A 14,207-nucleotide genomic window follows, 5' to 3' on the forward strand; every position below is an offset into this window, starting at 1 on the left:
ACCACCCTTCAACATGTATCGCTCCTACGCCGTCATCCCTTCCGCCAGCGGAATGCGGATATGCACCTTCAGGCCCTGTCCCATAGCGGTTTTCAAATCCATATGCCCGTTCATAAAAGCGACGCGGCTGCGAAGCTGCCCGAGCCCCATGCCGGACTTCTCGGACGGGTCGAAATCTTTGGGCTCATACTCAAAGCCCTTGCCGTTGTCTTCATACCATAAATATAAATCGCTATTTCCCGCCGAAATTTTTAACGTCACTTCTTTGGCCTGTGAATGCTTCTTCGCGTTATTGAGCAGTTCCTGGATGATACGGAACAAATGCCTTTTCGTATCCATCGCCATCGTCTCGATCCGGCCGCTGCCGTCCGTCACGAAGTTAAAGACGAAGTTCACATTATCTTTCTCCATCTCGATCAGATTGCGGATCGTATTGACGAGTCCGATCGTCTTGATGAGCGACGGATTCAACTCAAAGCAGCACTGCCGCAAATTCGAATTGATCAGCTCGAGATGGTTGAGTACCTCGGTGAGCTGTTTTTTGCCCTCCTGGCTTGAAACCTCCTGATGCAGCGACTGCATCTTCCGTCCGACGAAAAAGATATCCTGCATCGTAATATCGTGCAAATCCGTTGCGATCCGCGTCCTTTCTTTCTCTTGCAAATCAAACAGCGACTTGCGAATCCATGTAAAATACTCGCTTTCGTTCTCCTCCGGCATTTGCGTGGCGAGCTCGTGCAGCCGCAGATTCAGCTTGTTGATCAAATACAAGTTCTCCATGCTAACCGAAAGATACGAGATAATAAGCTGCAGCCACTGGATTTCTTCCTTGTTCAGCATTGTATTCGTTTTTTTATTGGTCATGACGAGGTAACTAGTATACTCCTCATGCTTGTTCATTTCGAACCACGTATAAAGAGAGCTCTGAATCGCACCTTCCACCACTGCGTGTTCAACAGCATCTTTATCAATCGTTCCTTCGATTACCGTTTCCACATCATCAATATACTTGATGACAATGGCCCCTCCTGCAACCTGCAGCGTATGTACAATGTCTACGAGCACGATATCGCGCATTTCGCGGAAGCTCTGGATCGCACCCAGGCTCTTTGCAATCTTCTTGAGCGCCAATTGAAGCACATGCTTGCGCGGAAAAATGACCGCTTCCAGCTTCGTCGTTATATATTCCAACGAATACAAGACCGCTGAGAGAAGGATAACTGTAAAAACAAACACAAGCGATAACCGTCCGATCGATTCTTCTTGGCCGGATAGCAAGAAAAACATGACGATAAGCAGAATGCTAGGACCAACAGCGAGCACGGTCATGAACAACAATCTCTTAAGAATAATATCGATATCGTAAAGCCGCTTTGCCGCGATCAAATAGGCGAACGATAGAGGGAATAGCAGAATAAACCAACTAGTATAAATTGAGCTGACCCATTGGTACCCCAAGATGAGTTGCGGTAAATAAGAAAGCGTACAAAACGGTGCGAATGAAATTAGGAGGCTAACTCCCATCGTCTTCACCAATATTGATAAATATGGATTTTGCTTGCGGTATTTGAAGAAGACGTAAGACAGTAAAGCTAAATCAAGAATAAAACCGGCAGTAAAAAAAATAATAATCAGTTTATAATTTCCTTCGAACATTGCATAAGCAACATCTGGTGGAAAAGATTCAAACAATACAATTCGGAACACGGCTTCGCCAATAATAAAGCCATATAAATACTTCACAAAGCTGAAGGACAGCACGATGCCCCCCTTCTCTTTTATGAAATGGATTAAAAAATAGAAAAAAAAGATAGGCAGAAGCATCATGAGCGCACCAATTAAAGCTTTGGCCAGTTCGTCTCCTCGGCTAGAAGCACCTAAGCTAACATAAATTAATCCGATCGTGAGAAAAACAAGCGACAAATATTGAACCGATTTGATCCCGGGTAACGACCGGTACAACAAGTACGCGATCAAAGAACTTACCAATGCACCAGTGAGTGAAAAAATCAAAATGGTATCGATACTCATTTGGTGAACGGAAATTTGAGCCTCAACCCCATTTCGTAAAATGTCAACATTATCCGCCTGTTCGATTTCCCTATGGTTTAGGAGTCTTGAATATTCATTTGGATCTTTTCCATCAACCCGAGTAACAATATCTCCGACGTTAAACCCCAGTTCTTCTCCGATGCCTTCCCATTCGATATTTTTAATTTCCCACTGATTCATTTCGTTCTGCTCTACGTAGAGCCCTAGAAACGGATACTTTACAGAAACATAGATGAACCATATCATCACCAATAGTAGAATAACCGAACCATAATGGGATAATTTTATCTTTTTCACCATAATACCTCTTTATTATACAATTTTTTTGTTATATCATAATATATGTAATTAAAATTTGGATAAAAGGGGAATATGTCTATGGGAGTTGTATGGTCGCCAGAACTCAGAAACACAGTTCAAGTAATAAAGAAGTCTAAAGACGTTAACGATGATAGCTTTATCAAAAATCTGACCGAAGTAGAACAACGTACAGTAGCCCGTGTTTTCTCAGAGAATAAACAAAAAGATACTGAGCCTTATCCTTATTGGACTTAATTACATTGAACTTAACTACATACGAATAACCATTTCTTAGAAAATATTGTATATTAACCTCGCGTTAATATGCAATATTTTTTTTGCGCATTTTCGATAGGTTTTGCGCAAATATGAAAAAAACGCTCGGATCATAGGATCCAAGCGGTTCGCTTTTTGTAGATATTTAGTTATTAGGCTCCGTGCGGAGCCAGCGCAATTTCGTGAAATTGCTCTTTTCCCGGCGAAACACCCGGGATTTCCCCGAACAGTTTCTCCGCCTCATAGTAGTACAAATATCGAATCGTATTTACGTATTCGACACAGCCTGAGTCTTCGATGTAGCGGATGCACTCGATTTTGTGCTGCAAAAACTCATCGCGCGACAAGCTGCCCTCGTAATAATCCCGTACTACCCGGAACGGGCTTTCCGTATCCGACAGCAGGAACAGGATCGGCAGCGTTTTTTTCTTGTGCAGCAAATCGTTTTTCACATCGTAGCGCAGAACATCGCGCAAATCATTGCGCAATTGCGCCATCATGCCCATCTGATCGGCCAAAGCATCGAACCGCGCCGCCACTGACTCGTCCTGCTCAGGAGCGAAGGCGTATCCCATCCGCAGCGCCAACCGAATTAAAGAACCGGACTTGCCCATGACCGATGCGACGCAATCTTCTTCTGTTGCTATCGTGCCGTTCAGGTCGAGCTGTTGACCGTTCACGGCCTGCGTCAGCAATACGCCGATTTCCCCGCTAAGCCTCGCTGCAGCCGGGTTGGTTCCTCCTGAGGCAGCATAACTCCCCTGCAGCATCGCCGTTTCTGCCGTCGCCGCGGCGAACAATGCCAGTATCGAATTAACGGCATACTCCTTCGGGCAAGACATCCACGGCTTGTCCAGGTTGTCGTTATCCTGGATGTCGTCAGCGATGTCCAGCGCCAGCAAAATCAGCTCAGTAACCGCACCGGCGCGAATAATGCCCTCAAAGGTCCCCTCTAGCATCCGGTGAACCGAAATCGTCAGCTTCGCCCAGACACTCTTTTCATTCTCTTTCTCTAGTACGCACGCATGCAGCAATTCCCGCAAATCGGGTACATGAACATACCTGTCGACGATTTCGATCATTTCATCGCGAACGTTACGCTCCATGGCGGTCACCGCGCTGACGGTATTCGATAAACTTCTCCACCGCTTGCGGCCGTGAAGTGACGCCCAGCTTTTCATAAATTTTGCGCACATAGTTGTCCACGGAACGTTTGCTCATATGGATTTCTTCGGCGATCTGTTCATTGGTCGTCCCTTTGACAATTTGCGTCATAATCCATACTTCTTCGTCCGTTAAAAGCTGCGGCTGAATGCCCTTCTTCTGAAGCCTAAACTGATGGAACAAGGCAATTGGAATCACGGTCTGCCCCGAAGCAACGGCTGCTACCATGTTCCGAATTTGATCGTCGGTCGCTTCCTTCGACAGAACGCCGCTCACTTTCAATTCCAGCAGCTCGTTCAGCATCGGCATATAATCGACGCCCGTAAAAATAACGATATGAATCAAAGGAAATTCACTGCGAATTTGCGCTGCCAAATCGTAGCCGGCGATGTCCGGCAAGTTATAGTCTAGGAAGATAAGGTGCGGCTGATGCTTCCGGGTCAACTCCATGCAAGCGTCCCCGGATTGCGCAATGCCAACAACCGTGGCAAATTCGACCTGCTCTACGATCATTTTTGTACCGTAGCCCAGCGCGGGATGATCATCCACGATCAACACGTGAAAAGAATTCATTAGGCCGTCATTCCTTCCGAATAAGGTATTTTGATCTGTACGCGGACGCCCATGCCGGCGGAAGAGCTAATGTCGATCGTGCCGTTCAAATGATGGACGCGTCCTTTCATTTGCTCAAGTCCGAGCCCCGCTTTCTCCGGCTTCTTGGCCGGCGCGGCATCCGTCAGCAGTCCCACGCCATCGTCTTCATACAGGATGAACATGAGTCCGCCCGTCATCGTCAGCTTTAGATGAACGTGCTTCGCTTGCGAATGCTTCTTCGCGTTGTTGACGAGCTCCTGGATGATGCGGAAAATATGACGCTTCACATCCATATCAACCAGCTCGATTCGCGCGCTGCCGTCCGTCATGAACGTGAGCTCGAACGGACAAATTTCTTTTTCGATTTCAACGAGGTTATGTATTGTGTTAACCAGTCCGATCGTCTTGAGCAATGACGGGTTCAGCTCAAAACAGCATTGGCGCAGGTTCATGTTGATGAGTTCCAAGTGGTTGGAAATGTCCTTCAGCTGTTTCAGTTCCTCCGGACCGTTCATCTGCTTATTCAACGCTTGCAGCTTGCGGCTCACGAAGAAAATATCCTGCATCGTCGTATCATGAAGATCGTTGGCGATCCGCACCCGCTCCTTCTCCTGCAGGTCGAACATCATTTTACGGAACCAGGACACGTCGTCCCCGCCTTCACCCGGGCCTTGCGCCGCCAATTCGCTGAGCTTCAAGTTCAGCTTGCGGATCAGGTACAGATTTTCCAAGCTTACGGCCAGGTAGGTGATGATCAGAGTTAGCCACTGCTTCTCTTCTTGGTTGAGCGGCGTATTCGTCTTCTTGGCCGACAAAATGAGATAGCTCGTATATTCTTCATGCGAATTGATCTCAAATCGTACAAACGAATCCTCATCCGTCACGATCCGAGCCTGGGCGACACGCTCGACTTCCTTGTGATCGATGCTGCCTTCGCAGATCGACTCTACGTTGTCCGGGTAACGATACACAATCGCCCCGCCGTACACCTGCAGCGTGTTGACGATGTCGACCAGAATAATATCCTTCATATCCCGGAAACTTTGAATGGCGCCGAGGTTCTTGGAAATCTTCTTCAAAGCTACCTGAAGCACATGCTTCCGCGGAAAAATCACCTTCTCGAGCCGCATCGCAAAATATTCGAATGAATACAAGACAAGCGACAACACGACCGTAATCGACAGCAGGCTCGAAATGAGCCGTCCGATCGAAGTCCCCCCTCTGAATATCACGGCAATGATCCCCACAATGGCCGCACTCGGCACAACCGCAAGCAGAGTTGTATACAGCAGCCGGCGTATGACGATGTCGATGTCGTACAGCCGCTTGGCAGCGATGAGGTATGTGAATGCAAGCGGGAAGATCAGGATGAACCAGCCTGTGTAGGAGCCAGTAAGGATTGCTTTTCCAGTAAATAAATATGGCACAATAAATAATAGGACTAAAGGCATGAAAGAAATGATCAGTGCGGTCCAGACTGTTTTGATAACAGTTGAAACATAAGATTTTTCTTTGCGATGTTTAAAGTAAAGAGAACCTAATACATAAAAAACTAGTATTAAACCAACCAAGAATAATATAAGGGTAGATTTTACATTAAAACGATACAAAAGATATTCTGCAGGGTTCGGGAAAAGGTAACTCACTTTTATTAGCCATATTCCAATTATGATTAGAAATACTCTTTTATAAAAATTCGAAAATAAATTAATATTGCACTTTTCCTTGAAAAACACGACGAGGAAGTATAAAAATACAAATGGTACGGCTATTACCCAAGATTCAATAAAAAATTTACCTAGTAGATCTCCTCTAACAGAGGCACCAAGACTTATAAAGGTCCCTCCGATCGCAACGAATAACAAAGATAAATATTTAATAGATTTAGATTTTTTAATTTTCAAATATAATAACAAAGCAAAAACTTGGCAGAGTGCTCCCCCACATATAGGTATCAAATTATACGCGATTGAGTCACTTAACCCTTCTAAATTAATAGTTTTTAGTTCTCCATCTCGAGAAATCAAAAGATGGTTGACTTGTTCAAGCCCCTTCCATTTTCGAACTGTAAAATGGTCGGTTGGTTGTCCGCCATTTACATTAAGTAATACATCGCCAACATGCAGATCTACTTCTCTTGTATTCGTTTCATCAAAAGAAGAAATTGTCCATTCGTCCTTTTCGTTCTGGCGTACACCTATTCCAATGAAAGGGAAAGTAAATGTGATATATATGAACCACACCTGGATTAAAAAAATGGAAATCGCGAAAGTGAATATTAAATTGTTTTTTTTCACATTTTTTCCCCTTTTTCCGACAAATTTTGATATAATATTAGTAGATTTTACCCAATAGGCAAAGGTGAGTGATTAAGATGTCAGAGGTACTTTGGTCGGATAATTTAAAAAAAGTTGTTAAAGAATTACAAAAACTAAAGCCAGAAGAAATTGAAAGTCGATTAAACGACGAACAATACCTTGCTTCTAATTCAATAACGCAACAAGAAGCAGCATCTTTGCAAGACTTATACATAAAATCCAAATCAACGGACAGCCCGAATGATGTAGAAGGCAATTGGAGCTAACATCTTCCACCGTTCGCCAAAATTTCCTAAAGAGATTGTATATTAGGCATTAGCCGATATGCAATCTCTTTTTTCGTCTTTGCATGAACTGTCCGTAATACTACTCTACACTTATGAATAAGATAATGAAGTACGACTTCGTTGGATTAGCAATGTCCTGGTGGAAGTTGTACAACATTTTTAATAGAGAGTGAGTGATTTATAAATGAACACAGTTACTTGGTCTCCGAATTTGTTTAACCTGATTCAGTCTCTTAAAAAGCTGGATCCGAGCGAAATCGCTTCCAAATTGAAAGATCACAACTTCTTAAACTCGTGGGATTTGTCATCAGCTGAATTGAATGCTGTATCAACTTTGTATAGTTCTGAAGCATCTAAAACAGAAGGACCAGAAAATACTTGGAATTAGTAAAGAATTGGAGTAAAAGCAACAATTCAATTAGAGAGCGAGTGATTCTATGAACGCAGTGACTTGGTCTCCAAATTTATTCAACCTGATCCAATCTCTGAAGCAATTTTCGCCAACCGAAATTGCCGCGAAACTCAAGGATAAATCTTTTATTAATTCTTGGTCGCTTTCTGCTGCTGAATTAAATGCCGTTTCTTCTATGTTTATTTCGAAATCCAGAAACCAAATTGAAGAAGTAGGAACCTGGCAATAATTTTATCAAAACAAGAGATTGCGCCTCGGCCCCAGCCGATATGCAATCTCTTTTTTCGTCTTTATGCAGGAACCCCCACCTCCACTCCACCACAGATACACAGCGACGAAGGTAAGTTTACGCAGATATTTACAATGAATAACTATAAAATATAGGAAAGAGATACAAATTACATCATGAATATAGGAGAATGCTCCATGACAAAAGAAGAGTTCGATGAGTTGTTCGAAGCGATTTTCGAAGATGCCGTCAAGCAAAGCTATCATGTCACCGCAGCAGCCTATGATCAAGAATATCCTTACAGCCAAGAAGCCGCTGAGCTGCGAATGGACACAGAGCGAAAGAAGAGACTCTGGAATCCATGGATCGAGTTGCCTCGTACGCATTCCCGGTTATGGTAATGGACCACCTACCGCTGTCGAAGGCCAAACAAGCCACCGATCTGTCTGAGCGCACGAAGTGCCAGGCATACCGATGGCTTATTTTCATTTTATTTGCTGTTGATCTTCAGAGCGAAGAAGATTTCCTAACTCCTGCGAGTCCCCCTCAATCACCCGCTACGATCCAATCGAGCGTAAACGTCGTAAATTTCACCCGAACCGGAATCACATCCGTAAACTCACTTTCGTACAGCAATCCGATCATGCCGTCAGACAGTATGGTTAAGCAGGAATACGAATAGGCTTCTGCTTCGATTTGCCTGGAGTACGCCCAGGATAATCCACCGTCCTCGCTTAATCTTACCGTGCCGTTCCGGCGCAGCTGCGGATCTGCCGGGTTGGCGAACAACAAACGGGTTTTGCCGTCTCCGAGATCCGGATAAGTGATCACCGTCGATTGGCAGGTTGAATCGAGCAGCGTTTCGTCGTAGGTCACGTCGCCCCACGTCATGCCGCCATCCCGACTGACGGCTACAGCCGTACGCTGCCGCCCCGAATGATTTCGCATATACAACCGGATATCTCCATTCGGAAGCTCGATCGCTTGGGATTCGGTCAACTGCGCTTCATCGACGCTCAGCGTCTCGGCATTCAGCTCTCCTCCATCCCACTTCCGCCCGTCGTTCGGGGATTGGCCGCGATGCCAAGTCATCCCGTGATCGTCGCTATAGATGACGGCACAAGACATTTTGACGTTAGGGTTCGTGAAATAGACCGGAAAAATCAATCTTCCGCGATAACGCCCATGCTTCAATTGCAGTCCGCGCCCCGGACCTGTGCCGATAAACCCCATCCATGTCGCCTTCACCTGCAAATTCAGCTCGATCGGTTTCGACCACGTTAATCCGTCGTCATCGCTGCGAATCAGCTGCAAGAACGACGTTCTCGCTTCCAACAAGCTTTCCCGCGGATCGATTCCGCGCTTCAAATAGATATTTCCGCGTGGCTCGCCTGCGAGCGATACTTCGCCTTCGTCGTTCACGGTATATCCCGTTGCTGCTCCTTCGGCGTTCATTACATCCCCGTCGCCTTGAAGCTTGAACGTATTCCCTTCGGCATCGTACAACAACCGGCAGCCGGTTTCGTCGAAACCGACGTTTTGCTCCGACGACCATAACCCGATCCCGCCGGGCGTATGCGAGAACAGCATCCAGATCGTTCCGGTTTCATCATCCTGCAGCAGAGACGTATCGATAGCCGCGGAACCGTCCGTGCCCTCACCGGGGTAATCGACCAGCTTCTGCGGTTCCCCCCACGTCTTGCCGCCGTCCGTGCTTCGCCGGATGACCGTATCGATATTGTTCGGATTGTCCGACATCCCGCTAATTCTTGCATCTATACCTGCGATCAGCGTACCTTCCCGCGTCGTAATCAAGGAAGGTATGCGATAGGCGCCCGATCCGCCCAAATGAGGGTAGAACACTTCAATTGGAGTGCTTTTCAGTGGGTACATGAGTCTGTTCAGCTCCTACTTCTTGATACTATGCTCTAAGACGCCATTTCCCTTTCTATCTAAACCACTTGCTCGACAAGCTTCGAAATTTGCTCGTAAATCTGCCGTACTTTTAATCTATGTACATCCTCCAGCTGTCCGAGCGGCAATCGCGGGACGCCGCAATCCAATCCCTGCAACCGTAATATTTCTTTGCAAGCCGCATAAAAAGGCAATTCAAGCAGCTGCGTAATGATTTCGTTAATGCGGAATTGCCAGGTTTGGGCTTCAGCCCACTGTCCAGCAGCGCAGCAGCGTTCTAGTACCAAGAACAGCTGCGGCATGACGCCGTACGAACCGCCGATTCCGCCGTCCGCCCCCATCATGCGACCCGCGGCATATTGTTCGTCAGGCCCGTTGAATACGACAAACGATTCCCCTCCGATCTGCTTGAACTGCTGCAGCTCGTAGCTGTTCATCGTGGTGATCTTCACCCCGGCGACCTGCTCATAGCCGATCATTTTCCTTAAAAATTGCGGCGTTACATGAAATCCCGTCGTCGATGGAATATGATACAGGATAAAAGGCAAGGAAACGCTGTCCATCATCGCCTTCCAATGACGCTCAACCGCATCCTCGGACAAAGTGTAATAGATGCACGGTACAGCGGATATCGCATCTACGCCTGCCGACTTTGCATGCTTCGCCAGCTCCACGCTTTCACGAGTCGACGGTGCTCCGATATGCGCGATGACCGCCACCCGCCCGCCAACTTCCTCCATTACGGCGTCCAGCGTTATTTTACGCTCTGCGGGAGTTTGCAGTACCCCTTCGCCCGTACTGCCGCCCACGTACAGCCCTTGCACGCCAACATCCGCATAATAACGCGCCAACCGCCTTACGGCGTACGCATCAACCTCCCCGCGATTGTTATAACAAGCGTTCATTGCAACGTTTATGCCTTTGCAGCGAGATAAATCAAAAGTCATCTTGTTTGCCCTCCATCTCTTCTGCCTGCTCATTTTTAAGCTGTATGATGGTCTGACCACTTTAAAAATAGTACTTTCCCGAGCTGTTGTCAATATCATTTTCTAGTTCATGCCTAAAAAGAGCCTTGCCACCGCCCGGCCCTTGCTACGAAATAAATTACGGGTGCATACCCTTCATGGGATTTGACAAACGGGTCAAAAGCATATAGATTCTTCTACATGGCCTGATCGTCTATCCTTCAATCCAGAGTTGCAGCGGCTCTCCCAGTATATTTAACTCGTCCGGAGATTTTATTCAAATATCGATCCCCTATGCGTAAGGAGTTATCCCCGTGAAACCTATTCAAAAAGTCGAACGTTCCACCCTATACGATATTGTCAGCCAAAAATTGAAAGCCTATATCGCCGACCATAACCTTGGTCCAGGAGACAAACTACCGGCGGAACGAGAGCTTGCCGTCCAATTCGGTGTAAGCCGGTCCGTCCTCCGTGAAGCGCTGCGAACACTTGCGTCCACCGGCGTTGTAACCATACGTCATGGAGAGGGAACATTCGTGCAGGCTTCAAGTCTGACCCCTACGATGGAAAATCTGTTGCTCCAATGGCAATCGGCGAACAAGCCGTTATCCGAGCTGCTGGAGCTGCGTTCCATCGTCGAACAAGCCGCGGCCGAGCAAGCGGTGCTTCACGCGACTGAAGAAGATGTTGCGATATTAGAGCGACTGGCTTCGGCTATTGCGGAATGTGGTGAAGATCCGCAACAAATCAAGAACAGCGACAGCGCCTTTCATCAAGCCCTCGTCCAAGCAACGCACAATGAATTGTTCGCACAGATGAGTGGAATCATCATCGACTATTTCACGAAATTGTCTCCCCCCGCGATGGCCGACGCCGAGATTGCGCAAGCTGCGTACGATCACCGGCAAATCGCCTCCGCCGTGAAGACCAAAGATAGCTTGCTGGCCAAAGAACTGCTGCGCAGGCATTTCGAGACGGCGCGCCGATCCCTGTAGCTTTTCGTATGATAACACCCTTCGAAGCTTGCGTTCGCTTCCTGGTCTCTTCCTCCCTCGGTCGTCCGGCACGGGGCATTGCGCTCACTTTCTTTTCTTCCGGTTGCGATTCTTCGCCTGCTCAGCTTCTCCATCTCCTTGCTTTTGCACGCGGAGCAATTGATACACCTTCACGATCGAAGCAGCTACGTCAGTCAGCTTCCTGCGTTCGTTCATCGCCAGCTTCCTCATGAACTCATAGGCTTCCGTCTCGCTGATTTTTTTCATATCGGCAATAATTTCTTTCGCTTGGTCAATCCACTTTCGTTCCTCCAGCCGATAGATCACTTTTTGCAGTTCGCGTTGAAGATAATTCCTCCACCTCGATTGCATGGAGCTGAGATGAAAGACGCAATAGATCGCCGTACTTGTCATTCCAGAGCTAAGAATGCCGTCAACCAGCATGGACTGCCGCTCGATTCCATTCATGACATTTCGTATATCGTCCTGCTTATCCCTTGAATTCGACGCCTCTTCCCGTATATATTCCGCAAAAGCCTCCACATCCATTCCTTCGTCGTACCACCACAATAAAGGCAGCTCACGGTCGGATGCTTGGATATCTACAATGTTGTTCAACACCCGTATGCTTGCTGCAAGCTCGGTTATCGGTATGGCGAATACGACCGCATCCACTTCATGATTCCGAATGATGCGCTGTGTTTCTAATGACGACGATGCCCGAACAACCGCACAACCACAATGTGTCAAATGCTCGGAAGCCTTGGCGGCGATTCGCCCAGATTGCATTGTGTCATTCTCCGTCTGTCGCTCCTCATTGGACTCGGAGTGCGGATCGATTGTCGATAATTCCTCAAGAAGTAAAATTACCCTCATCCTTTAGCACCTCCACATCGCACATATACATCACACTTTATTGTATATTATATAACACAAAATCAATACATTATCGATAATTAACTAAATAAATTTTAAAAACGATAATTATATGTTACTTTCCTTGACATAAAGATTAGGTCGATATATAATTCCGTTATAAGCTTCCCGCGATACAATGGCGTATCACCACAAGGCAATGGAGCCTAATCGGATCTTATACACCCGACTAGGCTCTTTGTGTTTTCTGCAATGATGTCGATGTCTGTCTTGATCGGAATGATGACAATCTGGAGGTGTTTTGGGATGAAAGTCGTATTGATTGCCCATGACCGGAAGAAGGAAGAAATGATGAACTTCGTCACAGCGTATCAGCCCGTATTTGAACATCATCAATTGTACGCAACCGGTACAACAGGTTCCCGCATCATGGGAAGGACCGAGCTTGATGTGCATTTGTTCAAATCAGGACCGCTCGGGGGAGATCAGCAGATTGGCGCCATGGTCGCAACTAATGAAGTCGACCTCGTTATTTTCTTGCGAGATCCGCTCATGGTTCAGCCCCACGAACCGGATATTATGGCTTTGCTTCGCCTGTGCGACGTACAGTGCATACCGGTAGCCACGAACATTGCAACGGCCGAACTGTTGATCCGATCGCTCAATCGCGGTGATTTTGCTTGGCGGGATTATTTGCACAAGTACAAAATCTTGTCGGCTGCAGCCGAGCATATTGCTTAGTCAACTGCCGTTTATCGTTCCTTGATTCACCTTGAATTCTTGCTTATCCCTCCTTAATGTATACTTCTTTGGGGCCTTCGCCGTTAGTCCGGCGAGAGCCCCGCTTTTTTTTATTTCGTTCTTGAACCAAAAAAAATAAGCTCCTAATCAACGATTAGAAGCTTACGATTTGTTAACATGGTGAGCCATGAAGGACTCGAACCTTCGACACCCTGATTAAAAGTCAGGTGCTCTACCAACTGAGCTAATGGCTCATAAATGAGCAAATGGTGGAGGATGATGGATTCGAACCACCGAACTCGTCAGAGAACAGATTTACAGTCTGCTGCGTTTGGCCACTTCGCTAATCCTCCATGATATACATGGTGGCTCGGGACGGAATCGAACCGCCGACACGAGGATTTTCAGTCCTCTGCTCTACCAACTGAGCTACCGAGCCATATACAAATAAAAAATGAACCCCCAAGGGTTCTTGTCCCTAAATAGGAAAATAAATGGCGGAGCTGACGGGATTCGAACCCGCGGTCTCCTGCGTGACAGGCAGGCATGTTAGGCCTCTACACCACAGCTCCGCATTGGTAAAGATGGTGCCGCCGAGAGGACTTGAACCCCCAACCTACTGATTACAAGTCAGTTGCTCTACCAGTTGAGCTACAGCGGCATAATAGATTTTCAAAGTTAAATGGTGGAGGCTGAGGGGATCGAACCCCCGACCCTCTGCTTGTAAGGCAGATGCTCTCCCAGCTGAGCTAAGCCTCCATATGGTAGCGGCAGAGGGGATCGAACCCCCGACCTCACGGGTATGAACCGTACGCTCTAGCCAGCTGAGCTACGCCGCCATAATGGTATTATTCATTTCCTCAGATATCCGTGGCGGAGAGAGAGGGATTCGAACCCTCGCGGCTGTTACACCCTAACGCTTTAGCAAAGCGCCCCCTTCGGCCTCTTGGGTACCTCTCCTGAGGTATGAACAATTCAGGTATTATTCCCTGAAAACTGAATGCGAAAGTAAGTGTGCTTCGATATCCTTAGCTTCCCGGTGGGTAACCGGGGATTGTTTAGTTAAGCCCTCGACCGATTAGTA

At 46.9% G+C, this 14,207-nt stretch carries 13 protein-coding genes and 8 tRNA genes; 6 read left to right on the top strand and 15 right to left on the bottom strand.

Features of this window, described 5'->3' with window-relative positions:
• Positions 1-24: 24 nt before the first annotated feature.
• A complete protein-coding gene (locus tag AC0LWM_RS07030) occupies positions 25-1,329 on the bottom strand; it encodes a sensor histidine kinase (RefSeq protein WP_474674192.1) in 1,305 nt (434 codons plus the stop codon).
• Between the two features lie 1,101 nt (positions 1,330-2,430).
• On the opposite strand from AC0LWM_RS07030, the gene AC0LWM_RS07035 reads away from it, so the two are divergent.
• Positions 2,431-2,607, top strand: a complete 177-nt coding sequence (locus AC0LWM_RS07035) for a hypothetical protein (RefSeq protein WP_474674193.1) — start codon at positions 2,431-2,433, stop codon at positions 2,605-2,607.
• Between the two features lie 173 nt (positions 2,608-2,780).
• On the opposite strand, the gene AC0LWM_RS07040 is transcribed toward AC0LWM_RS07035, so the two are convergent.
• Genes AC0LWM_RS07040 through AC0LWM_RS07050 form a run of 3 tightly spaced genes read right to left on the bottom strand, consistent with a single transcriptional unit; the run spans position 2,781 to position 5,837 of the window.
• Complete coding sequence (locus AC0LWM_RS07040) at positions 2,781-3,734, bottom strand: polyprenyl synthetase family protein (RefSeq protein WP_474674194.1); 954 nt, start codon at positions 3,732-3,734, stop codon at positions 2,781-2,783.
• Positions 3,724-4,365 carry a response regulator transcription factor gene (locus AC0LWM_RS07045; protein ID WP_474674195.1) on the bottom strand — a complete coding sequence of 214 codons (642 nt, stop codon included), beginning with the start codon at positions 4,363-4,365 and terminating at the stop codon, positions 3,724-3,726. Before AC0LWM_RS07045 ends, AC0LWM_RS07040 begins: the two co-directional genes overlap by 11 nt.
• Entirely contained in the window at positions 4,365-5,837 is a 1,473-nt protein-coding gene (locus tag AC0LWM_RS07050) for a sensor histidine kinase (protein WP_474674196.1), read from the bottom strand. Before AC0LWM_RS07050 ends, AC0LWM_RS07045 begins: the two co-directional genes overlap by 1 nt.
• 923 nt (positions 5,838-6,760) lie before the next feature.
• On the opposite strand from AC0LWM_RS07050, the gene AC0LWM_RS07055 reads away from it, so the two are divergent.
• The 3 genes from AC0LWM_RS07055 to AC0LWM_RS07065 all read left to right on the top strand — a co-directional run bounded on the left by AC0LWM_RS07055 (position 6,761) and on the right by AC0LWM_RS07065 (position 8,033).
• Positions 6,761-6,970: a hypothetical protein gene (locus AC0LWM_RS07055; RefSeq protein ID WP_474674197.1), complete on the top strand. Its 210-nt coding sequence runs from the start codon at positions 6,761-6,763 to the stop codon at positions 6,968-6,970.
• A gap of 458 nt (positions 6,971-7,428) precedes the next feature.
• Entirely contained in the window at positions 7,429-7,632 is a 204-nt protein-coding gene (locus AC0LWM_RS07060; protein ID WP_474674198.1) for a hypothetical protein, read from the top strand.
• Between the two features lie 197 nt (positions 7,633-7,829).
• A complete protein-coding gene (locus AC0LWM_RS07065; RefSeq protein ID WP_474674199.1) occupies positions 7,830-8,033 on the top strand; it encodes a hypothetical protein in 204 nt (67 codons plus the stop codon).
• Between the two features lie 145 nt (positions 8,034-8,178).
• On the opposite strand, the gene AC0LWM_RS07070 is transcribed toward AC0LWM_RS07065, so the two are convergent.
• Both AC0LWM_RS07070 and AC0LWM_RS07075 read right to left on the bottom strand, forming a co-directional pair.
• Positions 8,179-9,525 (bottom strand): sialidase family protein, encoded by a 1,347-nt coding sequence (locus AC0LWM_RS07070; protein ID WP_474674200.1) that lies wholly within the window; start codon positions 9,523-9,525, stop codon positions 8,179-8,181.
• 59 nt (positions 9,526-9,584) lie between these two features.
• A complete protein-coding gene (locus AC0LWM_RS07075; protein ID WP_474674201.1) occupies positions 9,585-10,493 on the bottom strand; it encodes a dihydrodipicolinate synthase family protein in 909 nt (302 codons plus the stop codon).
• A gap of 332 nt (positions 10,494-10,825) precedes the next feature.
• Between AC0LWM_RS07075 and AC0LWM_RS07080 the strand changes: the two genes are divergently transcribed.
• Positions 10,826-11,506: a FadR/GntR family transcriptional regulator gene (locus AC0LWM_RS07080; protein ID WP_474674202.1), complete on the top strand. Its 681-nt coding sequence runs from the start codon at positions 10,826-10,828 to the stop codon at positions 11,504-11,506.
• Positions 11,507-11,590: 84 nt separating this feature from the next.
• Here AC0LWM_RS07080 and AC0LWM_RS07085 read toward each other — a convergent pair whose 3' ends face one another.
• Positions 11,591-12,382 carry an ANTAR domain-containing response regulator gene (locus AC0LWM_RS07085; protein ID WP_474674203.1) on the bottom strand — a complete coding sequence of 264 codons (792 nt, stop codon included), beginning with the start codon at positions 12,380-12,382 and terminating at the stop codon, positions 11,591-11,593.
• A 306-nt stretch (positions 12,383-12,688) separates the two neighbouring features.
• On the opposite strand from AC0LWM_RS07085, the gene AC0LWM_RS07090 reads away from it, so the two are divergent.
• On the top strand, positions 12,689-13,123 hold the full coding sequence (locus AC0LWM_RS07090; protein ID WP_474674204.1) for a methylglyoxal synthase: 435 nt from the start codon (positions 12,689-12,691) through the stop codon (positions 13,121-13,123).
• A 178-nt stretch (positions 13,124-13,301) separates the two neighbouring features.
• Here AC0LWM_RS07090 and AC0LWM_RS07095 read toward each other — a convergent pair.
• The 8 genes from AC0LWM_RS07095 to AC0LWM_RS07130 form a co-directional block, all read right to left on the bottom strand.
• Positions 13,302-13,377: transfer RNA gene (locus tag AC0LWM_RS07095), tRNA-Lys, on the bottom strand.
• 13 nt (positions 13,378-13,390) lie between these two features.
• A tRNA-Tyr gene (locus tag AC0LWM_RS07100) sits at positions 13,391-13,476 on the bottom strand.
• Positions 13,477-13,486: 10 nt separating this feature from the next.
• Positions 13,487-13,562, bottom strand: a tRNA-Phe gene (locus AC0LWM_RS07105).
• Between the two features lie 56 nt (positions 13,563-13,618).
• Positions 13,619-13,695: transfer RNA gene (locus AC0LWM_RS07110), tRNA-Asp, on the bottom strand.
• 13 nt (positions 13,696-13,708) lie between these two features.
• Positions 13,709-13,784: transfer RNA gene (locus AC0LWM_RS07115), tRNA-Thr, on the bottom strand.
• A 22-nt stretch (positions 13,785-13,806) separates the two neighbouring features.
• Positions 13,807-13,882, bottom strand: a tRNA-Val gene (locus AC0LWM_RS07120).
• Between the two features lie 3 nt (positions 13,883-13,885).
• Positions 13,886-13,962, bottom strand: a tRNA-Met gene (locus AC0LWM_RS07125).
• A gap of 32 nt (positions 13,963-13,994) precedes the next feature.
• Positions 13,995-14,083: transfer RNA gene (locus AC0LWM_RS07130), tRNA-Ser, on the bottom strand.
• Between the last annotated feature and the right edge of the window lie 124 nt (positions 14,084-14,207).

The sequence above is a fragment of the Paenibacillus sp. sgz302148 genome, from assembly GCF_056120465.1.

Coding starts and splice junctions, on each gene's coding strand:
- AC0LWM_RS07070 (WP_474674200.1), bottom strand. CDS start 9,525: ATGTACCCACTGAAAAGCACTCCAATTGAAGTGTTCTACCCTCATTTG.
- AC0LWM_RS07075 (WP_474674201.1), bottom strand. CDS start 10,493: ATGACTTTTGATTTATCTCGCTGCAAAGGCATAAACGTTGCAATGAAC.
- AC0LWM_RS07030 (WP_474674192.1), bottom strand. CDS start 1,329: ATGACCGTGCTCGCTGTTGGTCCTAGCATTCTGCTTATCGTCATGTTT.
- AC0LWM_RS07050 (WP_474674196.1), bottom strand. CDS start 5,837: ATGCCTTTAGTCCTATTATTTATTGTGCCATATTTATTTACTGGAAAA.
- AC0LWM_RS07035 (WP_474674193.1), top strand. CDS start 2,431: ATGGGAGTTGTATGGTCGCCAGAACTCAGAAACACAGTTCAAGTAATA.
- AC0LWM_RS07085 (WP_474674203.1), bottom strand. CDS start 12,382: ATGAGGGTAATTTTACTTCTTGAGGAATTATCGACAATCGATCCGCAC.
- AC0LWM_RS07060 (WP_474674198.1), top strand. CDS start 7,429: ATGAACGCAGTGACTTGGTCTCCAAATTTATTCAACCTGATCCAATCT.
- AC0LWM_RS07090 (WP_474674204.1), top strand. CDS start 12,689: ATGAAAGTCGTATTGATTGCCCATGACCGGAAGAAGGAAGAAATGATG.
- AC0LWM_RS07045 (WP_474674195.1), bottom strand. CDS start 4,365: ATGAATTCTTTTCACGTGTTGATCGTGGATGATCATCCCGCGCTGGGC.
- AC0LWM_RS07040 (WP_474674194.1), bottom strand. CDS start 3,734: ATGGAGCGTAACGTTCGCGATGAAATGATCGAAATCGTCGACAGGTAT.
- AC0LWM_RS07065 (WP_474674199.1), top strand. CDS start 7,830: ATGACAAAAGAAGAGTTCGATGAGTTGTTCGAAGCGATTTTCGAAGAT.
- AC0LWM_RS07055 (WP_474674197.1), top strand. CDS start 6,761: ATGTCAGAGGTACTTTGGTCGGATAATTTAAAAAAAGTTGTTAAAGAA.